This is a genomic window from Mesorhizobium sp. LNHC252B00 (assembly GCF_000502955.1).
Classification (GTDB): domain Bacteria; phylum Pseudomonadota; class Alphaproteobacteria; order Rhizobiales; family Rhizobiaceae; genus Mesorhizobium.
In genome coordinates this window covers 312,237-334,682 of the sequence record NZ_AYWO01000001.1, presented here as the reverse complement: position 1 = coordinate 334,682, position 22,446 = coordinate 312,237, and the positions used below count along the sequence as shown (strand labels likewise).

Sequence of the window (22,446 nt, the reverse complement as noted above, 5' to 3'; positions counted from 1 at the left end):
CCGCCGTCTTGTTCGTGTTCCCGATTTAAGACTACCCGCGGGGATAGGGCCGCCGTTCGGGCCTGTGCTTTTTGCAACGCAGAAAGCCGGGATCGGTTCCGCCCAATTTGGTTCATGTTCTGACGACGAGCGGCACCAGCCCTTCATGGCGGTCCGCGAGGAACGCGACTACCCGATCGCCGACGCGTTGGAAGGTAAGATCGACCACCCTTTCGCCGACGCCTAGGTGGCGAAGCGGGAGCGTGTCGATGCCTATCGGCAGCCTGGGACGGGTAACGCGGATTTCACCATCCCAGCCGTCGATTTCCAGGCCAAGGCAGGCCTGCATCAGCATGAAGGCGGAACCCGCCGACCACGCTTGCGGCAGGCAGGCTACGGGATAGGCGATCGGTGCTTCGCCCGGCGCTCGGGTAAAACCGCAGAACAGTTCCGGCAACCGCATGTTGAAATGGACCGCGGATTCGAACGTGCCGCTCAACAGGCGAACCACGCTTTCACGCTCGCCGTAGCGCGCCAGGCCGGTACCGCACATAGCGGTGTCATGCGGCCAGATCGAGCCATTGTGATACGACATTGGGTTGAAGAACACGGCATCGTCGGCAAGCGTCCTCAACCCCCAGCCGGAATGGAAGGAGGCGGAAAGAAGCTGATCGGCGACCATCCGCGCCCGCTCCGGCTCAGGCAGTCCGACAAAGAGGAGGTGGCCCGCATTCGAGGTCCGCACCTTGCAGGGCTCCCCTGCTCCATCGATCGCCAACGCATAAAAGCCCAGATCGTCGACCCAGAAATCGCGTTCCACCGCTGCCCGCATGGCCTCCGCGCGGTCATCCCAGTGATCGGCCCTCTCGTCCTCGCCGCGGCGACGGGCAAGTGCGGCCAGCCCCCGGAAGGCGGCAAAGACATAGCCTTGAACCTCGACCAGCGCGATCGGACCCTTGGGGATGCGGCCATCGGCGTGAAAGATGGAATCGAAGCTGTCCTTCCATCCCTGGTTGGCGAGGCCGGACTCGGCGGCCCGCTGGTAGGTGACGAATCCGGTCTCGCGGCCCGCCTCCTCCGTCCATTCTGCCGCGGCGCACAGCGACGGCCACAGGATGTCGATGAACGCCATGTCGCCGGTACGATCGGCATAGGCACAGGCGAGATGGATGTAGAGCGGCGTCGTGTCGACGCCGCCATAGTAGCGGCCGAACGGAAGCTCCCGCAGCGCCGCCATCTCGCCCTTGCGCGTCTCGTGCATGATCTTGCCGGGCTGCGAATCGCTGAATGGCAATGTCTCCGTCGCCTGGTGCTGGGCAAGGAAGGCCAGCACCCCCCGCGCCAGGCCTGGATTGAGCCACAGCATCTGCAGCGCCGAGATGACGCCGTCACGGCCGAACGCCGTCGAGAACCAGGGGATGCCGGCATAGGGATAGGGTCCCGTCGCCAGTTCGGTTGTGAGCAGCGCGACATCGGCGCGGGCGCGCTCCACCCAGTCGTTGAAGACGCGGCCCGAACTGTGCACCGTTGCGCCGTGGCGGCGCTTGGCCCGCATGCCAAAGCGAGCCCGGGCGGCGGCCGCCCGGAAACGGTCGCGGTCAGGCGCATCCGCCATCTCGGGACCGACCTCGACATAGAACACCTTGCTGCTGCGCTTGGTGACGGCAACCAGGAAATCGGCGCGTTCGGAGGTCAATTTGTCCGGCGCCTGCGAGAACGATATCGCCGATACGCGCACCAACTCATCCAACCCCTCGTAGCGCAGCAGGACGGATGTCGCATTCATCTCGGCCACATGGGCCATTCCGCGCCTCGGCCGCGTCGAGCCGCGCACTTCGAACATGTCACGGAAATCGGCGGCAAAGTGCAGGGAAACGCCGATTGTCGAGGTCTCCCGGCTGTAGTTGGAAAGGGTGATGCGCTCGAACAGCCTGTCCTGCCATAGCAGCCTGACGCGTTCGATATGAATCGCGCCCTGCGGAATGTCGCGGCCGCTGACGCTCTGGATCGGCAGATTGGTCAGGTTGGCGGTGAACAGCACATTGTCCTGGCTGAGGGAGGCGCCAAGCAGCGACGTCTGCCTGCCGCCGATGGTCAGCCGGAATTCGGAGAGCACCCGTGTATCGTCGCGGAAGAAACCGTCGCCGGCGCCGCGTATGTCGCCATAGGCATCGGCAACCGCAAAGCAGTCGGCCTGCTTGAGCGCAAACAGCCGGTGCGGCTCACGAGGAGCGGTCGCGTCGAGCGACGCAAGCGCTACGGCGGGATCGAGCTGGCGCTCATCGAGTTGGGCCATTCGTCACAAATCCTATTGTTTCGTTGCCATCGCTCGAACGTTGCTCACGATGCCTTCGCCTCAACCGGGACGCCGATCAGGCGCGCATAGGCGGCGAGGTAGTCCCCAGCCATTCTTCTGGCGGAAAACCGCTTTTCGAAAACAGCCCTCACCTTTCGCCTGTCGAGTCGCAGCAGGTCCGGCACCGCGGCGACGGCGTCGTCCATCGACCCGGCAATAAAACCGGTTACGCCCTGATCGATGATCTCTGGCAGTGCACCACAATTCCAGGCGATCACCGGCGTGCCACAGGCCATAGCCTCAATGGCGGCAAGACCGAACGGCTCCGGCCAGTCGATCGGAAACAGCAGGCCAGCCGCCTTGCCGAGAAATTCCACTTTCTGGTCCTCTTCGATCTCGCCGACATAGACGACACGGTCGCCGTCGATCAAAGGCTCGACCATCTCGTGGAAATAGGAACGATCGTCGTCGCCGATCTTTGCCGCAAGCTTCAGTTTCAAACCCGAGCGCAAGGCGATCTCGATGGCGCGGTCCGGGCGCTTGTCGCGTGAAAACCGGCCGAGGAAGCAAAGATAGGGTTCCTCCGCCGTCGTCTCGAAACTCGGCTCGTAGATGTCGGTCGGCAGTCCGTGGTGAATCGTCGCCAACCAGTTGGCCTTTGCGAGGCCCGCCTTCTGGCTGCGCGAAATGGAAATCATCGGAAAGCGCGGAAAATGCGCATAGGCCGGCGCCAGGTCGACATAATCCAGCCTGCCATGCGGCGTCGTTACCGTCCGCTCCGCCATGTCCTCGAAGAAGGAAAAGTGCAGGAAGTGGCTGAGATGGAAGTGGATGACGTCGAACTCCCGCGCCCGTTTCCGCACATCGGCAAGCATCGAAAGATGCGCCGCGATCTCGGATTTGAAGGGACGCGGATCGAGGCGAAGCGCGCATTCCCGGCCGGCCACCAGCTTTGCGGAAGTCCGGCTGTCGCCACTGGCAAACAGCGTCACCTCATGCCCCAACTCGACGAGCGCTTCGGTGAGATACGACACGATGCGTTCGGTGCCACCATAGAGCCTTGGCGGCACCGACTCATAAAGCGGCGCGACATGGGCAATTTTCATATTGTGTCCTGGATGCTCGGCATACAGGTGCCAAATGCGTCAACGGCTCGATTGGTTCCGATTTAATGATCGATGCCGTCTGCGCCATGCGTCCGCCCTTGTCCTGAAAACGCGCATCGAGGGAACGAAAATGGCTTAGGGCCGCGGCCGGACTGTCAAACAGACTGCGCGATCAGCGTCAGGAAACCGCCGACTAATGCGACATTGCCGACGAAGCCATTGATGCGCGAAGCCCGATCCGGGCCCTGGTGGTCCCAGAAATTGTGGAACATCGGCGTGGCGACGATGAGGAATAGCAGCAGTACCGCCGCAGCGATTGCCGTCCACAGGCCGGCGATCACCAGCACGCCGGCGGCGAGCCGAAGCACGATGCCAAGCCACAGCGCCAACCGCGCTTGCGGCACGCCGCGCGCGGCCATCAGCTGGGTCAGGAAAGCCGCGTTCTGAATGTTGCGCAGGCCGGCGAAAACGAAGGCGCCGCCGAGCAGCAGGCGGCCAAGAAACAACAAGCCCGAAGGCAAATCGGCAGGCATCGAACTCTCCCTTTGAAAAACGATTGGAGCGCCGCCTCTCGACGGCGCTCCAAAACTGACCGGACAATCAGGCGGCCTTGGCCGCCGGCATCGGATGAAGTGCCTGAAACGGGACGCAGAGCCGGTTCCAGGTGTTGATCATGCCGAGCGCGACGGACAGCTTGACCAATTCTTCTTCCGAGAAATGCTCAAGTGTCCTTGCATAGAGTTCGTCCGGCACGCCGTTGTTGGCGATCAGGGTCACCGCCTCGGTCCAGGCTAAGGCGGCGCGTTCACGCTCTGAAAACAGAGGCGATTCCTTCCACGCCGACACCAGGTAGAGCCGCTGCTCGGTCTCGCCGTCGCGCCTCGCCTCGCGGCTGTGCATCTCGACGCAGAACGAGCAGCCATTGATCTGCGACGCCCGCAATTTGATCAGGTGCAGCAGGCTTTCCTCGATCCCGCATTCGTCCACCGCCTTGTTGAGCGCCGACACCGCCTTCATGATCTCCGGCGCCTTGGCGAAAAATTGCAGCCTCTGTTTCATCTGATGTCCTTTACGCTTGCTTGGTTGAACTGGATTTCTGCGGCCGCTGATGGCGCGCGACAAAGGCGCAGCCGGCGGCGACCGAACGCGGATCGGCATCGGTCACGTATTCCGAAACGATGTCGGACAGCTTTGCTTCGGCGAGTGCAGCGCGATAGGCCTTCTCGGCCTTCAGCATCGCGGCGTTGATGCCGCAGGGTTTGACATAGGCAGACGCGTCGAGCCTGACCGGACCGTTGCGGCGGATCTCGCCGCAGCGAAAGGCCGGCTCACGCCCTTCGACGGCCAGCACGATATCGAGCAGCGAAATCCGTTCGGCCGACCGCGCCAGCCGATAGCCGCCGGCCGGTCCCGAGACCGATTCCAGGATGCGCGCGGCGGTAAGCATGTTGAGATGTTTCAGGAGATAGCTCGGCGACAGGCCGAAAGCCTCCGCCATAGCGGAGGCCGCCATGGTGCTGTTGCCTTCGACACCGGCCAGCATGGCGGCGCAGTGGATGGCTGCCTCAACGCCCTCGCCCAACTTCATTGGATGGATTTCCTAATCATGGATATTCTTTATCGTGGATAATGTTTATCTGCAATAGGAAAATGAAAAAACGGCGTCCGAAGGCGCCGTTTTTGTCGAACGGCTCGCTACTCCGCCGCCACCTTGGCCATCGGGTTGTTGGGGTGCGTCGTCCAGTTGGCGTAAATCGGCGACACCGGCTTGCCGGTGCGCTGGTCCATCGCGCCGGCGGCCAGCGGCTCCATGGTGATGCAGTTCTCGACCGGGCAGACATTGACGCACAAATTGCAGCCGACGCATTCGGCCTCGATCACCTCGAAGTGCCTCTTGCCGTCGACCATGCTGGTGATCGCCTGATGCGAGGTGTCCTCGCAGGCGATGTGGCAGCGGCCGCATTTGATGCAGGCGTCCTGGTCGATACGCGCCTTGGCGACGTAGTTGAGGTTGAGATACTGCCAGTCGGTGACATTGGGCGTGGCGCGGCCGACGATGTCGTCGAGCGAGGCATGGCCCTTCTCGTCCATCCAGTTTTCCAGGCCGGCGATCATCTCCTGCACGATCTTGAAGCCATAGGTCATCGCCGCCGTGCACACCTGCACATTGCCGGCCCCGAGCGCCATGAATTCGGCCGCGTCGCGCCAGGTGGTGATGCCGCCGATGCCGGAGATCGGCAGGCCGTGGGTTTCGGGATCGCGCGCGATCTCGGCCACCATGTTCATGGCGATCGGCTTCACCGCCGGGCCGCAATAGCCGCCATGCGAGCCCTTGCCGTCGATGGTCGGCTGCGGCGCGAAGCTGTCGAGATCGACGCCGGTGATCGAGTTGATGGTGTTGATCAGCGAAACCGCGTCGGTGCCGCCGGCGTGTGCCGCGCGCGCTGGCTTGCGCACATCGGTGATGTTGGGCGTCAGCTTGGTGATGACGGGCATGCGGGTGTTCTGCTTGCACCAGCGCACCACCATTTCGATATATTCCGGCACCTGGCCGACGGCGGCACCCATGCCGCGNCTTCCAGGCCTCCTCGACGCAAGGCACCATCAGCGAGACGACGATGGCGCGATCGGGCCAGTCCTTCTTGACCTGCTTGATCTCGCGCAGGTTGACCTGCAGGTCGCGATCGGTGATCAGCTCGATATTGTTGAGGCCAAGCAGTCGGCGGTCGGCGCCCCAAATCGCGCCATAGCGCGGGCCGTTGACGTTGACCACCGGCGGGCCTTCCTCGCCCAGCGTCTTCCACACCACGCCGCCCCACCCGGCCTTGAAGGCGCGGATGACGTTGTAGGCCTTATCGGTCGGCGGCGCCGAAGCGAGCCAGAACGGATTGGGCGATTTGATGCCGACGAAATTGTTTCTGATATCTGCCATGCTCATGCCCTCCCGTTCGAGGTCAGTGCCCGATTGATACTCTCCGCCGCGTCGCGGCCCTGCGCGACCGCCGAGACGGTGAGGTCGTCGCCGCCGAAGATGCAGTCGCCGCCGGCCCAGACCCTGGCGAGTGAAGTGCGCCCTTCGGCATCGACCTTGATGCGGCCTGCTTCGAGCTCGATAGACGCGCCGCTGCCGTTGAGTGCTGCCGGCACAAAGCTCTGGCCGATGGCCTTGAACACCTGGTCCGCAATGAGCGTCAGCGTCTCGCCTGTGCCGGCAAGCGTGTCGCCGTTCAACGCCGTATATTCGAGTTCGATGGCACTGACCTTGCCGCCCTCGGCTATGACCCGCTTCGGCTGCAGCCAATGGCGAATGGTGACGCCATTGGCGGCGGCAAGATCCTGTTCGAACTCGGACGCGTTCATGTGCTCCTGGCCGCGCCGGTAGCAGATAGTCACCTCCTCGGCGCCGAGCAGCTTCGACTGCACGGCGGCGTCGATCGCCGTCATGCCGCCGCCAATGACCACGACGCGCCGGCCAACCGGCAGGCCGGAAAGGTCACTCGCCTGACGCAGCTCGGCAATGAACTCCACCGCATTGACGACGCCGTCCGCGTCCTCGCCATCGGCGCGCAGCGCATTGACGCCGCCAAGCCCCATGCCGAGAAACACCGCATCGTAATTGCGGATCAGGTCCGACAGTTGATAGTCGCGGCCAAGCGCCTTGCCGTTCTGGATATCGATGCCGCCGATCGCGGTCACGTAGTCGACTTCGGCCTGGGCGAAATCGTCGACGCTCTTGTAGGCGGCGATGCCGTATTCGTTGAGGCCGCCTGCCTTCGGGCGCGCCTCCAGTATGGTCACGTCATGGCCATGGCGGGCAAGCCGGTGCGCGGCGGCAAGGCCGGCCGGCCCGGCGCCGACCACGGCGACTGTCTTCCCGGTCGGCTCGGCGCGCGCATAAAACTGCTTGTTCTCGCCCATCGCGACGTCGGTAGCATAGCGCTGCAGGCGGCCAATCTGCACCGGCTTGCCCTCCGCCACTTCGCGTACGCAAACTTCTTCGCACAGCGTCTCGGTCGGACAGACGCGGGCGCACATCCCGCCCAGAATGTTCTGATCGAAGATCGTCTTGGCCGAACCGATCGGATTGCCGGTCGATATCTGGCGGATGAACAGCGGAATGTCGATCGAGGTCGGGCATGCATTCATGCACGGCGCGTCGTAGCAGAAATAGCAACGGTCGGATTCGACCAGCGCCTCATGGTGATCGAGCGGCGGGTGCAGGTCGGAGAAATTGTCCGCGTACTGGTCGGCCGAGAGCCTCCCGCCTGCAATGCCTTCTTTGAACTGGCCTTCTGGCATTTTCAGTTCCCCATGTTTTTCGCTTTGGGGAAGGCTAGCACATTTAGTTTTTTTATCAATTGGTCAATTTTTCGCGCAAGACCGCGCAAGACGTTGAAAAGCTTCGCAATAATATGAATTTTTTACTCATGTTAAGGCGATTGCCGTTGCCTCCGCGGAGCGAGCGAATGGCTCGGATCAAGTCTGCGGCCATGAATAACCCTGACCTCGTCCGCGACCAGTTGCTGCAACCGCCACAGGTTGCGATCGTGGATGCCGAATGCTTCGAGATGGCTGACCGTGTTGTAGAGATATTCGGCGCCGGACCCGATATGACCGCAAGCTCTGGCCAGCACGCTCGCCACCTTGTCCAGCGGCTGGTTCAGCGACGTTCCCCTGCCCTTCACGCCGACCCAGAAGCCGAGCGCGCGCAGCGCGCCTTGCAGCGTGTGCACCGGCAGCCACCTGACCGTGTCGATGCTTTCGTGGTCGCTGATCTCGCGTCGCAGCAGCCTTTCGATCTGGGTCGGTTTTTCGCCCTCCGGCAAACGATAGATCACCCCGTTGCACCGGCCGCCCCGCTCGAGCGCCATCATCAGACCCGGCTGCTCGGCGCTGCCGCGCCAGCGCACCATGTCGAGGCAGAAGGAGCGGTGCCAGCCAAAGGCGGTGGCGAGCTGTTGCTCGACCGACTCGAATTCCGGCTTCCAGATCAGCGACCCGTAGGCGAACACCCACAGCGGCCCCTCATCGGCTTCACCGGACAGCCGCAAGGCAAGGGCCCGGAAATCCTCGTCGTTCAACTCCGTCCAGCTCGGGTCCGGACCGGGATCGGCCTCTTCCCGATGGCACAGTGCGACAAGCTCGGCCGTGAGCGACATAAAGCGCATGAATGATAACCCCTCATGACCGCAGAGAAATCGAAAAACGCCGGGCGCGCAATCGGGGAACGCTTGGCATGCAGAGACATTGTTGTTCGGGGGCTGTCGGATTTCCGTGGTGAAGATCGTCCTAGGATGGATCGGACGACGATCGATGCATGAAAGGTGAGGAGACCGAAAAATGCCAAAAGCCCCGATGCCCTTCTTCTGGTACGAATTGATGACATCAGACCTCGACGCCGCCGAGGCGTTCTACCCCAAAGTGGTCGGCTGGACGGCACAGCCTTTCGACAAGGCGCCCGGCATGCCACGCTACATCGTCATGAATGTCGGCGAGCGTGGCGTCGCCGGCCTGATGACCCTGCCCGAGGATGCCGCCAAGATGGGCATGCCGCCCGCCTGGCTGGGCTACATCCATACAAAAGATGTCGATGCCGCAACGGCATCGCTGGAAAAAGCCGGCGGCACCGTTCACCGCCAGCCCGAAGACATTCCGGGCGTCGGACGATTTGCCGTCGTCGCCGATCCTCAAGGCGCGACATTCATGTTCCTGCAGCCGAACGGCCCCGACCAGCCTGTCGTGCCGGCCAGCACGCCCGGCCATATCGGCTGGCACGAGCTTTACACGAGCGACTGGAAGGCCGCGTTCGATTTCTATTCGGACCAGTTCGGCTGGATCGATGCCGGTGATTTCGACATGGGCCCGATGGGCACCTACCAGACCTTCACGGCGGGCCCCGAATCCGGCGGCGGCATCATGAACAAGCCGGAGCAGATTCCAGTCCCGGTCTGGCAATTCTATTTCAATGTTCCGGCCATCGACGCGGCCGCCAAACGCGTGACCGACAATGGCGGCAAGATCCTGATGGGGCCGATGGAGGTCCCCGGCGGCAGTTGGGTCGTCCAGTGTCAGGACCCGCAAGGCGCGCATTTCGCATTGATGGCGCCGGTACGCTGACGGCGATAAACAGCGTGGGAACAAAGCGCCGGCCTTTCATCGCACCACCGATGAAGGCGGTATTCCTTAGCCTGGCGCCGACCTATTCCGGCGCCAGGACCGCGACCTTCAGGTCAGCCCCTTTCGCGCCGCTGAACTGGACGGTGGCCGGGCCGGACGCAAGCTTGAAGCGTACGCTCTTGCGGATGCCGGGGCAGGTTTTCACGCCGCTATAGCCCGCCGACTTGATGGCGTGACCATCCTGAATGACATCGATCCAGGCCTCACCCGAGAGACTTATCTGTATAGCTCCCTCGGGTGGCACCTCCACGCTGGTAACAGCGCCGAACGTGCCTGCCACCGGAGCCCGTTCGGGCGGTATCGCGAAGCCGGCTCTCTCGACCGGCACCAGTGCCAGGTCCGCGGCCGCACCGACCGCCAGCGTCGTTCCCGACGGGGTCGCCGGCGCTGCGGCAAACAAGACCTGTTCCCGGGTCACCGGCCATTTGAAGGCCTCGCAGCCTGCCTCCTCGGCCACGGCGAAGCTGGTGCCTGCAAGGAATGCGAATAGGCTGATGACGACTTTTTTCATGGCAAGGGGACCCACGGGTTGGAGTTCCACACCAATACAACCATAACGGAAATAATGCAACCCTAGCGTGAATAATATAAAGTGGCTGCGGAACATTTCCGATCACCGACTGTTGATGGCAGGCCATGGGATGTGAATGGTCCATTGCCAGGCGATAATTTATGCCCGGCCCGGGAGGTAAAGGGAGTTTAAGATGAAGCTTTTCGATGGCCTTGCCAGATATCAGCCGCAGGCACTCGGCGTATTGCGCATCGTCACGGCCCTGCAGTTCATCGAGCATGGCTCGCAGAAACTGTTCAATTTCCCGGTCGGCGAGCATGCCGAAGCCCTGACCGGACTGACACTCTCAGCCGGCATCCTCGAATTCGCAGGCGGTATCCTGCTGGCGCTGGGGCTGCTCACCCGCCCGGTCGCATTCCTTCTGGCTGGCGAAATGGCGATCGCCTATTTCATGGCGCACATGCCGCGCGACTTTTTCCCCGTCAACAACGGCGGCGATTCGGCGATCTCGTTCTGCTTCATTTTCCTTTATCTGGTGTTTGCCGGCGCCGGCGCCTTCGCGCTGGACAATCGCCGCAACGCCTGACGCCTTGCAGCGCCCGCCTGGCTTCAGGCGCGCATCCGCTCAAAATTGGCGTCGAACAACGGAGCCGGTTGCATGCGCGCCGCATGTCGCTTGCCCAACAACTCGATCTCGAACCCGTCGCTCTCATCGGCGATCTCTTTTGGCACATAGCCGACAGCGACGGATTTTTTCGAGTGATGCGCGTAGCCCCCCGACGTGACCCAGCCTCGCACGGCGCCGCCGAACCAGATTGGCTCGTCGCCGATGACATCGGCGTCGTCTGCATCGACGATGAAGGCGCGCAGGCGCAGCCTGCCGCCTTGCTTGCGCTCGGCGAGCGCAGCGGCCTTGCCGATGAAGTCGGCGTCCTTGCCGTAGGCTACGAAACGGTCGAGCCCGGCCTCGAGCGGCCCGTAGATCGGCCGGTACTCGCGTCCCCAGGAGCCGTAGTTCTTTTCCAGCCGCAGCGCGTTGAGCGCGCGCGAGCCGAACAGGCCGATACCGAATTCCACCCCCGCCGCCATCAGCGCCTGATACGCGGCACGTTGATATTCCGGCGCCACCCAGATCTCGTAGCCGAGATCGCCGGTGTAGCTGACGCGGCCGACCATGCACGGCGCCGTGCCGACGTCCATCTTGCCGACTGCCATGAAGGGAAATGCCTCGTTAGATGTGCCGGAGCGCGTGGCTTTTGCCAGCACGTCCCTGGCCTTGGGGCCGGCAATCGACAGGCCGGTAAGCTTTTGTCCCAGCGCTTCGATATGAACCGAGCCATCATCAGGCAGATGCTGCTCGAACCAGCGCATGTGATATTGCTCGGCAATGCCGGAGCCGGCCAGGAACCAGCCCNAGTTCAGACGTGTGCTCTTCCGATCTCTCCGGTGTAGCTGACGCGGCCGACCAGGCACGACGCCATGCCGATGTCCATCCTGCCGATGGCCATGAACGGAAACGCCGCATTCGACACATCGGAGCGCGTGGCCTTTGCCAGCACATCCCGCGCTTTCGGCCCGGCGATCGACAGGCCGGTGAGCTTCTGGCCAAGCGCATCTATGCGAACCGATCCGTCGTCAGGCAGATGCTTTTCGAACCAGCGCATGTGGTATTGCTCGGCGATACCGGAGCCAGCGAGGAACCAGCCTTCGCTACCCAGATTGGCCAGCGTGAAATCGCCGATCAGTCTGCCGTCGTGCTTCAGCATCGGCGCCAGCGTCATGCGGCCGGGCTTCGGCAGTTTGCAGGCAAGCATCCGGTCGAGCCAGGCGGCCGCGCCCTCGCCCGTCACCTCGTATTTGGCAAAGCTCGAAATCTCGGACAGGCCGACACCGTCGCGAACGGTCGCGACCTCCTTGGCCAGTTGTGTGAAATCGCTCGAGCGGCGCCAGGAGAACTCGTCCTTGACGCCCTCCGGCGCGTACCAGAGCGGCACCTCCAGCCCATAGGCAACGCCCCATTGCGCACCCTTGGCCGACAACAAATCATAGACCGGCGTCGTCTTCAGTGGCCGCCCCGCGGGCAGTTCCTCATTGGGGAAGCGGATCGAGAACCGCCTGGAATAGTTCTCGCGCACCTTGGCGTTGGTGTAGGCCATCGTCGCCCAGTCGCCATAGCGCGCGACATCCATCGCCCAGATGTCAGCGCCGGGATCGCCTTCGATCATCCAGTTTGACAGTGCCAGCCCGACGCCGCCGCCTTGTGAAAAGCCAGCCATGACACCGCAGGCGACCCAGAACCCTGGCAGCCCGCGCACCGGCCCGACCAGCGGGTTGCCATCCGGGGCGAAGGTGAAGGGGCCGTTGATGATCTGCTTGATGCCAGTGTTCTGGAAGGCCGGGAAATGCCGGAACCCGACTTCCAGCGACGGCGCGATGCGGTCGATGTCCGGCGCCAGCAATTCGTGGCCGAAATTCCACGGCGTCTGGAACTCGGACCACGGCTTGTTGGCCTTCTCATAGGTGCCCATCAGCATGCCGCCCCGCTCCTGGCGCAGGTAGAGCTCGCCATCGAAATCGACCGCGTGGATGATTTCGGTACCAGTCTTGGCGTTCCAGGCGGCGACCTCCGGCATGTCCTCGGTGATCAGGTACATATGCTCCATCGCCAGCACCGGCAGTTCGAGCCCGACCATGCGGCCAACCTCGCGCGCCCACAGGCCGCCGGCGTTGACGACATGCTCGGCCACCACCTCGCCCTTGTTGGTGATGACGCGCCATAGGCCGTCCGGACGACGCACGATGTCCTCGACCTTGGTGAAGCGTTCGACCTCGGCGCCTAGTTTCCGCGCCGCCTTGGCATAGGCATGGGTGACGCCGGAGGGATCGAGATGGCCATCCTCCTTGTTCCTGACAGCGCCGACGAACTGCTTGGGATCGAGCAGCGGCATCAGCTCGGCCGCCTCGCTGGGCGAGATTTCCTCAAGCTCGATGCCGAGATAGCGGCCCTTGGCGACGACGCCGCGCAGCCAGTCGAGGCGTGCCTCGGTCGCCGCCAGGAGCACGCCACCGGTCAGATGCACGCCAGTCGCCTGGCCGGAAAGCTCCTCGATCTCCTTGTAGAGGTTGATGGTGTATTTCTGCAGCTTGGCGACATTGGGGTCGCCATTGATGGTGTGCATGCCGCCGGCCGCATGCCAGGTCGAGCCGGACGTCAGCTCGTCTCGCTCCAGCAGCACCACGTCGGTCCAGCCGTGGCGGGCGAGATGGAACAGCACGGAGCACCCGACGACACCACCGCCAATGACCACGACTTTTGCATGCGATTTCATGGATTTTTCTCTGATATCAGTGGGTTGGATGGGCGAATGGATTCACGATGGGAGGCATCACGGTTCGCCCTGCCCGATCGCTTCCTTACGCTTGGCCATGTAAGCCTCCAGCGCCTCGCGCACGGCGACGTCCATCACCGGCTCGACATAGTCTTCCAGCGCCTTCTTCCACAGCCGCGTCGCGCGTGCCGTGGCGTCGAGCCCGCCGGCTTCCTGCCAGGCCTCGTAGTTCTGCCAGTTGGACAGCATCGGCTGGTAGAAGGCAGTGGCGTAGCGCTCCAGCGTGTGCGGCTCGCCGAAGAAGTGGCCGCCGGTCGGCACCGCGCCCAGCGCCTCGACGGCAAGCTCGGCCTCGTTGACCTCGATCGGACGCAGGAATTCCATCATGTGCTGGATCATCTCGACATCAATGATGAGCTTCTCGAATGACGCCGTCAGCCCGCCCTCCTGCCAGCCTGCGGCATGATAGACGAGATTGCCGTGGCCGAGCACCGCGCCCCACAGCGCCATCAGCGTCTCATAGGCGCCTTGCGCGTCGGCGGCATTGGAGGCCGAGCCCGGCGTCGTGCGATATGGCAGCCCGTAGCGCCGCGCCAGTTGCCCCGACGCGATGTTGGCCTTGGTGTTCTCCGGCGTGCCGAAAGCCGGTGCGCCCGACTTCATGTCGACATTGGAGGTGAAGGCGCCATACATGACCGGCGCGCCGGGACGCACCAGCTGCGTCAGCACGACGCCGAACAGCGCCTCCGCATTCTGCTGCGCCAGCGCGCCGGCCAGCGTCACCGGGCTCATCGCTCCCATCAGCGTGAATGGCGTCACCGCAACGGACTGGCCGAACTCGGCCATGGTCATCAGCCCCTCGGCCATCATCTCATCGAAGCGGCGCGGCGAGTTGACCGAGATGATGGTGGTGACGCCGGGGTCGTCGCGCAACTGGTCGAGGCTCAAGCCTCGGGCGATCGCCATCATTTCGATGCCGTCGAGCGCCCTGCCCCGGCCGATTGCCGAGACATGGAAACTCTTGTCGGTCAGCGTCAGATTGGTGAAATAGGTGTCGAGATGGCGGGAATTGGCCGGCAGCTCGACCGGCGCGCAGACCTGGTTGCCGAGCATGTGGATGCAGTTGAAATGCTGCGCCAGCCGGGTCAGGTCCGAATAGTCGCGCAGATTGCCGGCGCGACGGCCGCGCTCCATGTCATGCACATTGGGCGGTCCGGCAACGAGGGTGAAATTGATGGTGTTGCCGCCGAGATGAACGGCCTTGGCCGGATTGCGCGGAGTCAGCACATAGCTCGACCGCGTGGTTTTCAGTGCTTCGGCGACCAGACCGCGATCGATGCGGACATTCGCCGAGGCATGATCGACCTTGGCGCCGGCCTTCTCGAAAAGCGCCAGTGCGCGCGGGCTCATAACCTCGATGCCGAAATTCTCCAATATGTGCATCGACGCGTGGTGGATCTGCTCGATCTGGTCGGCAGACAGCATGGCCATTGGCGGATAGGGATTGGTCACGCGCCGCAGCGGCAGTTGCGGAATGGCCGACGGGCCCCTGTTGCTGGTGCGCTCTGCGCCGCGTTTGCGTCTCGGTTCGTTCATGCCTGGCATCAAAGCCCCGGCAAACCAGGCAAGCTGTCAGAAATACGTCATATGCGGGCGTGATTTTAGCCAAGGCGGCATTTCTGTGATTTCAATATAGATAAAACGACGAAATGCGTCGATTTATTGATACGATGCTTTCTCTGAGGACCACGCCGCCGAAGCATTAACGAAGGCTGCAAGATTCCCTTTATGATTTCGGCCTATTGCTCTGCCGATGCGTAGTTCGAGTTTTAGTAAAATTGCTGCGGTTTGCGTGCTGCTGGCGCTTTCGGCCTGCGCCACCGCGCCCAATCATATCAACAATGTCTGCGCCGTCTTCGATCAGAATGACGGCTGGTTCGACAACTGGCAGTCGGCCGCCGAGCGCACGCAGCAGAAATATGGCGTGCCGGTTCCCGTGCTGATGGCGACGGTGCGCAAGGAATCCGGCTTCAAGAGCAACGCCGGGCCGCCACGCACCAAGCTTCTCGGCTTCATTCCGTGGAAGCATGTCTCATCGGCCACCGGCTTCTCACAGGCGCTGGACGGCACCTGGTCGCAATATCAGGGCGAGACCGGCAACTGGGCGGCGCGGCGCACGAAGTTCGCCGATGCGGTCGATTTCGTCGGCTGGTATCACTCCAAGACGGCAGACACCTACGGCATCGCCCGCAACGACACCTATAATCTCTACCTTGCCTACTATCTCGGCTGGACCGCCTATGGGCGAGGCAACCGGGGCGATGCCGGCGTACAGGGCTACGCGCGGGCGACCGACAAGATGGCCCGCGATTATGCGCAGCAGTTGAGCCAGTGCGGCAACTAGAAGGACTGCCGCGACAGCGGCAGCCTTGATCAGCTCGGCTTCGGCTTCTTGCCGCGCGGACGCTTCGGCGGCGGGCCGGCAAAGCCGGGGCCATCGCCATGCGGCGAGTCCTCGGGCACGCCCTCATGCGCGGCATGTTCCTTGTCGAACTTGATCACCGGCTCCATCTTGGCCAGCACGTCGTCGGAGAGCCAGCACAGGCTCATATGGCCGTCGCCGAGATGCTTGACCGGCGGCACCTTGGTCTCGCACAGATTATCCGGCACCAGCTTCTTGTAGCCGCAGCGCGTCTGGAACGGACAGCCCGACGGCGGGTTCATCGCCGACGGGATATCGCCTTCCAGCACGATGTGGCGCTTGACCACGCTGGTGTCGGCGATCGGGATCGCCGACAGCAGTGCCTCGGTATAGGGGTGATAGGGCGGCGCGAAGATCTGGTCGGTCGTGCCCTGCTCGACGATATAGCCGAGATACATCACGACGACGCGGTCGGCGATGTAGCGAACGACGGACAGATCGTGGCTGATGAACAGCATCGTCGTCTTGTTCTTACGCTGGATGTCCATCAAAAGCTCGGTCACCGCTGCCTGCACGGACACGTCCAGTGCCGAGACCGGCTCGTCGGCCACCACAACCTTGGCGTCGCCGGCAAAGGCCCGCGCCACGCCGATGCGCTGCTTCTGGCCGCCGGATAGCTGGCGCGGCTTGCGGGTCTCGAAGGCCCGCGGCAGCTTCACCAGGTCGAGCAGTTCCAGCATGCGCTTGCGCCGGTCGGCAACCGTCTTGCCGACATTGAACTTCTCCAGGGTCCGGATGATCTGCGAGCCAACAGAATGGCTGGGATTGAGCGTGTCGAACGGGTTCTGGAACACCATCTGGATCGACGATACAGTCTCGACGCTACGGCTCTCGATGCCGGTCGACTGGATTTCCTTGTTGCCCAGCGTCACCGTACCGGCACTTGCCGTCTCCAGCCCGAGCAGCACCTTGGCCAACGTCGACTTTCCGCAGCCGGATTCGCCGACGATGGCAACGGTCTCGGATTCGCGCGCCATGAACGAGATCGTCTCGTTGGCCTTGACGACGCGGCCCTCGCTCGAGCCGAACACCTCGCTACCGCCGACCTTGTAGTATTTTCTCAGATCCTCGATCTTGAGCACCGGCGCGCCGGGCACGACGCGCTCCTTGACCTTCTTGGCGCCCGGCGGCAGCGCGTCCCAGTCGATCTCGTTGAAGCGCACGCAGCGCGAAAAATGGCCTTCGTGACCCGCGACCTCGATCATCGGGATTTCGGCGGCGTTGCAGACGCCCTCGACGAAATGGTGGCAGCGTGGGCCGAAATTGCAGCCCTTGGGCCGCTCGTGCGGCAGCGGCAATTGCCCTGGGATGGAAATCAGCGGCCGTGAGTTCTTGTCGGCGCCGGGCAGCGGAATCGAGCGGAACAGCCCTTGCGTATAGGGATGGCGCATCCGGTCGAACACGTCCTTGATCTTGCCGGTCTCAACCGCTTCGCCCGAATACATCACCGTGATGCGGTCACAGGTTTCCAGTATCAGGCCAAGATTGTGCGAGACGAAGATCATCGACGTGCCGAACTTCTCGCCAAGCCCCTTGACCAGGTCGACGATGCCCGCTTCCACCGTCACGTCGAGCGCCGTCGTCGGCTCGTCGAGCAACAGCAGCGCCGGCTTCGACAGCAGCGCCATGGCAATGACGATGCGCTGCTGCTGGCCGCCGGAGAGCTGGTGCGGATAGGAGCGCATCATGCGCTCGGGATCGGGCAGCTTGACCGAGCGCACCATTTCAAGCGCGCGCTTATACGCCTCTTCCTTCGACACCTTGTCGTGGATCAGCGGCACTTCCATCAACTGCTGCCCGACCTTCATCGCCGGGTTGAGGCTCGCCATCGGCTCCTGATAGATCATAGCGATCTTGTTGCCGCGGATGGTGCGCAACTCCTCGTCGGAGAGCTCGCCCATGTCCTTGCCCTGGAACTTGATCTTGCCGCCGACGATCTTCCCGATGTTGGAGAGGTCGCGCATGATGCCGAGCGACACGGTCGACTTGCCGCAGCCGGATTCACCGACGATGCCCATCGCCTCGCCCGGCATGACGGTGCAGGAAAAATCCATGACCGCCGGTATCTCGCCCTTGCGGGTGAAGAAGGAGATCGACAGGTTCTCGATCTCGATGATCGGCCCATTGGCCGGCTTGGCGGGATTTCGAACTGCCTCATTCATGGGTCGCTCCAATCCTGGTTCTTTCGGGCCTGGTTCTTGGTTCTTTCAGGCGCATCGGGTCGAGACCCGCAGATCAGTCTTTCATCGATTGTTCGCGCAGCGAGTCAGCGAGCAGGTTCAAGCCCAGCACGAACGACATCAGCGCGATCGTCGGCGGCAGCGCCGGGTGGACGAAGGAACGCAGCAGCCGGCTGGCGTCCTTGATCGCGGTGCCCCAGTCCGGGCTTTCCGGCGCCAGGCCAAGGCCGAAATAGCCGAGCGTGCCGAGTAGGATGGTGGTGTAGCCGATACGTAGGCAGGCATCAACGATCAGCGGCCCGCGCGCATTGGGCAGGATCTCCCAAAGCATGATGTACCAGGGCGACTCACCGCGTGTCTGCGCCGCTGCCACATAGTCGCGTGTCTTGATGTCCATCACCAGGCCGCGCACGATGCGGAACACGCCGGGGCTGGAGGCGAACACCACCGCCACGAAGATGTTGAGCTGGTTGGGATCGATGTGCACGATCCGCAGCGGGTCCTTGTCGAACACAAGGCCGAGATAGATCCAGCCGCCGACGATCAAGGTGATGCCGAGCAGGATGTAGAGCCGGTCGGGCCGGTTCTTGTAGCGCGTCCAGAACAGCACGCTGAAGAAGATGATCGGAAAAAGGAAGAACACGCCGGCCATCGCATAGGGGATCGGCGTATCCATGATGCCCGGCGTCACCAGCAGGTAGAACAGCAGGATGACCGGGAAGGCGAGCACCAAATTGGCCAGGAACGACAGCACCGTGTCGATCTTGCCGCCGTAATAGCCGGCCGGCAGGCCGAGCGTGATGCCGACCATCAGCGCGAAGCCGGTTGCGGCAGGCGCGATGATCAGCACGATCTGGCTGCCAAAGACCATGCGCGAGAACACGTCGCGCGCCAGCTTGTCGCCGCCGAACAGATAGGAAAGTCCCGATTGCGGTTCGATGGCGCCCGGTAGCACATCCTTCATGATGGGGACCTGGGCCAGCGGATCGAACGGTGAGATCGTTGCGGCGAAGATCGCCGTGAACAGCCAGAACAGGCAGATGCCGACGCCGACGACGCCGACGCCGCTATCGAACAACTGGCCGTAGAGCGCCAGCTTCTTCTTGTAGGCGTAGCTCGCGCCCATGACGATGACGAGCGCGATCCAGACCGGCCAGAAGCGCGACAGCACTTCGAGAACGACGGTGAAGCCACTGATATATTGTACCGGCATCCGCTTCGCTCCCTACTGAACTCTGATACGCGGATTGAGAAACGCGTAGCCGACATCGGAAATGAGCTGCGTGATCAAGACGATGAACACCGAAACCAACGAGCAGCCGAGCAACAGGTCGATATCGTTGTTGCCGGCTGCCTCGACCAGCGTATAGCCGAAGCCCTGGTAGCGGAACATCACCTCGACGATGACGACGCCTGTGAGCAGCCAGGGAAACTGCAGCATGATGACTGTGAAGGGCGCGATCAGCGCGTTGCGCAACGCGTGTTTGATCACCACGCTGCCGAAGGAGAGACCCTTCAATCGGGCGGTGCGGATATATTGCTGCGTCATCACCTCGACCATCGAAGCGCGCGTCATGCGGGCGATGTAGCCGATGCCGTAGATCGCCAGCGTCATCACCGGCAACGTGAAATTGTAGAAGGTGATGCCCTGGCTCGCCGAAGCGGCCGAGCCATTCAGCAAGCCAAGCCACGAGGCGAAGATGACGGTAAAGATGACGCCCGATACATATTCAGGCGTCGCCGTCGAAGCGATCGAGGCGACCGAAAGCACGCGGTCGGTTCGCGAGCCCTCACGCATGCCGGCCAGAATGCCGATCAGCAGCGAGATCGGCACCATCACCGCCAGCACCCAGAACATCAGGATACCGGTGGCGCCGAGCGCCGGAAACAATTTCGAGGCGACCGATGCCTTGAACTTGGTCGAGCAGCCGAAATCGCCTTCGAGGACGCCAGCGAAGGTTGGCACGACCGGATCGTTGCAGAAGGAGAACCGCTGCGCCGGCTTTCCGGTCGCAGGGTCCGTCACCGGTTGCTTGGGCACGACGCCCAGCCACTGGCCATAACGGACGAAGAAGTTCTGCCGGTAGCCATGATTGACCAGCCAATTCTCAAGCTGCTCGGCCGACGTATGCATTTCGGTCTGGCTGATCGCCAGCTTCTTCAGATTGGGTTCGAGGTTAATCAGGAAGAAGACAACCATGGTCAGGCACAGCATCGTCAATGCCATGGTGCCAAGACGCCTGATAACGAAAGAAAGCATGGCTGCCCCTGCCGATGGGTTGGGGTTTGAGCCGGCTATGAAAGCCAACCCTGCCGTGACCGGCGGGGCTGGCTGTCAAACAGGCCTTCGGATGCGATCAACTTTGTTTTTGTTGCATGACCTTGGCCTGGAGTCCCGCAACTTTTTTGAGAAGCGCGGACCCACAGGGGCAGACGATGCAAAGAGCGAGGGAAAGGGGCGACGCCCCTTCCCCTTGTCGGCGCAATCAAGCCTGTTCGAGCCAGACCTTGCCGTAGTCGCGCTCGAAGGTCGGGTGCATCTTGTAGTTCTGCACCGCCTTGACCGAGTGGCTGTACAGCTTGCGCCAGTACGGCTGGATGATGATGCCTGAATCCTGCAGGATCTGCTCGATATCCTTCATCATTTCCTTGCGCTTGGCGGCGTCGGCAACGGCGAGCGCCGCATTGAGCTTGGCATCCCAGTCGGGATTCGACCACGCCGTCTCATTCCAGGCCTCGCCGGTGCGATAGGCGATGGCCAGGACCTGGACGCCGAGCGGGCGCATGTTCCAGTTGGTCATCGACAGCGGATACTTCGTCCAGTCGTTCCAGAACGTCGAGCCCGGCAGAACGGTGCGCTTCACCTTGATGCCAGCTTCGCGCAACTGGGCGGCGATCGCATCGCCGGTGTTCTTGTGCCAGTCCTCGTCGACGGTGATCAGCTCGTGTTCGAAGTCCGCCTGGCCGGCTTCCGCCATCAGCGCCTTTGCCTTGGCCGGATCGCGGGCCACCTTGGGCAGCTCGTAATATTCCGGATGGATCGAGCACACATGGTGGTTTTCGGCCACCGAGCCGGCATTGCCGTAGCCGAGCTGCAGGACGACATTGTTGTCGACCGCAAGCTGCAGCGCGTTGCGCACCTTCTGTTCGCCATAGGGCTTGTTGTTGACGTTGGAGCGGCAGACGATGGTCGATGCCGTAACGATTTCCGACTTGACCAGATCCATGCCGTCGAGAATCGACACATAGTCGGCCGAGGTCTCGAAATTGGTGTGCACCTCGCCAGCTTCGAAAGCGCTGACCATGGCGGCCGGATCGGTGCCGTAGTCGATGAATTCCAGGCCATCGAGGAACACTTCGCCGTCCCACCACTTGTCGTCGGTGCGGCGCTTGTAGACCACTTTCTGGCCGACATCGTAGGAGACGAGTTCGAACGGACCGGTGCCGATCGGGCAGGCCTTGAAGTCGCCGCCCTTCTCGTCGAAGCTCTTGTGGACGATCAGGCCGGGATAGTCGCACATGTTGGGAATGAGCGCGATGTCAGGCTTGCCGAGCTTGAGTACGACCGTGTGGTCGTCAGGCATGGTGACGGCGCTCTCGTCGAGCTTGTCATCCTTGACCAGCGAGCCGAGACGGCCGGGCATCGAATTGCCTTCGGCTTTCTTGTCGGCCCAACGCTTCAGATTGAAGACGACGTCGGCGGCAGTGAAGGGGTCGCCATTCGACCAGGTGACGCCCTTGCGCACATGCAGCGTGTACTGCGTGGCGTCGTCGTTGACGTCCCAGCTCTCCAGCAGGTAGGGGCGGAACGTGTATTCGGATGTATACTTGACCAGCGGCTCGAGCGCCTGGCGCTCGGCATTGGCAATTTCCGACCAGTCGGCTTTGCGCGGGTCCTTGGGATCCTTGATCCACTGGGCGATCTTGAGCGTGCCGCCCTTCTTGCCTTTTACCTCTTCGGCCTTCGCCGGAGTCGGGTCGGCGAGGCCGAGCAAGCCGTAAGCCATTGCCGTCGACGCACCGAAGACGCTGGCCATGGCCAGGAATTCGCGGCGATCCACCTTGCCTGCCTTGGCGTCTTCGGCCATGGCCAGGATGTGATCCGGAACGCGATCGCCATTACTTTTATAAATCGTCATGACTTAACTCCCATTGTTGGCTTTCCGCCTTTTAACATTCCGCATCCGGGCCATGATGTCAAAGACGGCATGGATTGGGAACATGTTAGGGAATGTGCAACTTTGGCAAAGAAGCGGTTCGCGTGATAACGACAGTCTTGGCGCAAAATTGCTACTGCGTGACGGATTCCTCTGGAATCTCGATAGTCGATTAAACTGAGACATTTACGCGGGCCCGGACGGCGCCGGCCTTGAACCGACCTAAGGC

General features: G+C 62.5%; 16 protein-coding genes and 2 pseudogenes. 3 read left to right on the top strand and 15 right to left on the bottom strand.

Features of this window, described 5'->3' with window-relative positions; all coding sequences use genetic code 11:
* Window positions 1-112: 112 nt before the first annotated feature.
* The 8 genes and pseudogenes from X744_RS167720 to X744_RS167750 form a co-directional block, all read right to left on the bottom strand.
* Window positions 113-2,275 (bottom strand): amylo-alpha-1,6-glucosidase, encoded by a 2,163-nt coding sequence (locus X744_RS167720; RefSeq protein ID WP_023756944.1) that lies wholly within the window; start codon window positions 2,273-2,275, stop codon window positions 113-115.
* A 44-nt stretch (window positions 2,276-2,319) separates the two neighbouring features.
* Entirely contained in the window at window positions 2,320-3,381 is a 1,062-nt protein-coding gene (locus X744_RS167725) for a glycosyltransferase family 4 protein (protein WP_023756943.1), read from the bottom strand.
* 155 nt (window positions 3,382-3,536) lie between these two features.
* Window positions 3,537-3,914: a DoxX family protein gene (locus X744_RS167730; RefSeq protein ID WP_023756942.1), complete on the bottom strand. Its 378-nt coding sequence runs from the start codon at window positions 3,912-3,914 to the stop codon at window positions 3,537-3,539.
* Between the two features lie 67 nt (window positions 3,915-3,981).
* Window positions 3,982-4,440, bottom strand: a complete 459-nt coding sequence (locus X744_RS167735; RefSeq protein ID WP_023756941.1) for a carboxymuconolactone decarboxylase family protein — start codon at window positions 4,438-4,440, stop codon at window positions 3,982-3,984.
* A gap of 10 nt (window positions 4,441-4,450) precedes the next feature.
* Window positions 4,451-4,969 (bottom strand): Rrf2 family transcriptional regulator, encoded by a 519-nt coding sequence (locus X744_RS167740; RefSeq protein WP_023756940.1) that lies wholly within the window; start codon window positions 4,967-4,969, stop codon window positions 4,451-4,453.
* A gap of 107 nt (window positions 4,970-5,076) precedes the next feature.
* Window positions 5,077-6,313, bottom strand: a pseudogene (gene preA / locus X744_RS01000000169120) (NAD-dependent dihydropyrimidine dehydrogenase subunit PreA).
* A 2-nt stretch (window positions 6,314-6,315) separates the two neighbouring features.
* Entirely contained in the window at window positions 6,316-7,680 is a 1,365-nt protein-coding gene (locus X744_RS167745) for an NAD(P)-dependent oxidoreductase (protein WP_023756939.1), read from the bottom strand.
* Between the two features lie 131 nt (window positions 7,681-7,811).
* Window positions 7,812-8,549 carry a gamma-glutamylcyclotransferase gene (locus X744_RS167750; RefSeq protein WP_023756938.1) on the bottom strand — a complete coding sequence of 246 codons (738 nt, stop codon included), beginning with the start codon at window positions 8,547-8,549 and terminating at the stop codon, window positions 7,812-7,814.
* Between the two features lie 172 nt (window positions 8,550-8,721).
* Here X744_RS167750 and X744_RS167755 point away from each other — a divergent pair, with 172 nt between their 5' ends.
* Window positions 8,722-9,498 carry a VOC family protein gene (locus X744_RS167755; protein WP_023756937.1) on the top strand — a complete coding sequence of 259 codons (777 nt, stop codon included), beginning with the start codon at window positions 8,722-8,724 and terminating at the stop codon, window positions 9,496-9,498.
* A gap of 82 nt (window positions 9,499-9,580) precedes the next feature.
* On the opposite strand, the gene X744_RS167760 is transcribed toward X744_RS167755, so the two are convergent.
* Window positions 9,581-10,069, bottom strand: coding sequence for a hypothetical protein (locus X744_RS167760; RefSeq protein WP_023756936.1), 489 nt, complete (start codon window positions 10,067-10,069; stop codon window positions 9,581-9,583).
* A 193-nt stretch (window positions 10,070-10,262) separates the two neighbouring features.
* On the opposite strand from X744_RS167760, the gene X744_RS167765 reads away from it, so the two are divergent.
* Window positions 10,263-10,655, top strand: coding sequence for a DoxX family protein (locus X744_RS167765; protein ID WP_023756935.1), 393 nt, complete (start codon window positions 10,263-10,265; stop codon window positions 10,653-10,655).
* Between the two features lie 23 nt (window positions 10,656-10,678).
* Here the strand turns inward: X744_RS167765 and X744_RS0135725 are convergent.
* Window positions 10,679-11,482 (bottom strand): annotated as a pseudogene (locus tag X744_RS0135725) (aminomethyltransferase family protein); the annotation flags it as partial.
* 1,973 nt (window positions 11,483-13,455) lie between these two features.
* Window positions 13,456-14,994 carry a trimethylamine methyltransferase family protein gene (locus X744_RS167770; RefSeq protein WP_023756934.1) on the bottom strand — a complete coding sequence of 513 codons (1,539 nt, stop codon included), beginning with the start codon at window positions 14,992-14,994 and terminating at the stop codon, window positions 13,456-13,458.
* Between the two features lie 217 nt (window positions 14,995-15,211).
* On the opposite strand from X744_RS167770, the gene X744_RS167775 reads away from it, so the two are divergent.
* Complete coding sequence (locus X744_RS167775; protein ID WP_023756933.1) at window positions 15,212-15,802, top strand: membrane protein; 591 nt, start codon at window positions 15,212-15,214, stop codon at window positions 15,800-15,802.
* A 29-nt stretch (window positions 15,803-15,831) separates the two neighbouring features.
* On the opposite strand, the gene X744_RS0135715 is transcribed toward X744_RS167775, so the two are convergent.
* The 4 genes from X744_RS0135715 to X744_RS167790 all read right to left on the bottom strand — a co-directional run bounded on the left by X744_RS0135715 (window position 15,832) and on the right by X744_RS167790 (window position 22,199).
* On the bottom strand, window positions 15,832-18,042 hold the full coding sequence (locus X744_RS0135715) for an ABC transporter ATP-binding protein (protein ID WP_031259506.1): 2,211 nt from the start codon (window positions 18,040-18,042) through the stop codon (window positions 15,832-15,834).
* 73 nt (window positions 18,043-18,115) lie between these two features.
* Window positions 18,116-19,273, bottom strand: coding sequence for an ABC transporter permease (locus X744_RS167780; protein ID WP_023756932.1), 1,158 nt, complete (start codon window positions 19,271-19,273; stop codon window positions 18,116-18,118).
* A 12-nt stretch (window positions 19,274-19,285) separates the two neighbouring features.
* Entirely contained in the window at window positions 19,286-20,320 is a 1,035-nt protein-coding gene (locus X744_RS167785; protein ID WP_023756931.1) for an ABC transporter permease, read from the bottom strand.
* Between the two features lie 226 nt (window positions 20,321-20,546).
* Complete coding sequence (locus X744_RS167790; protein ID WP_023756930.1) at window positions 20,547-22,199, bottom strand: ABC transporter substrate-binding protein; 1,653 nt, start codon at window positions 22,197-22,199, stop codon at window positions 20,547-20,549.
* Between the last annotated feature and the right edge of the window lie 247 nt (window positions 22,200-22,446).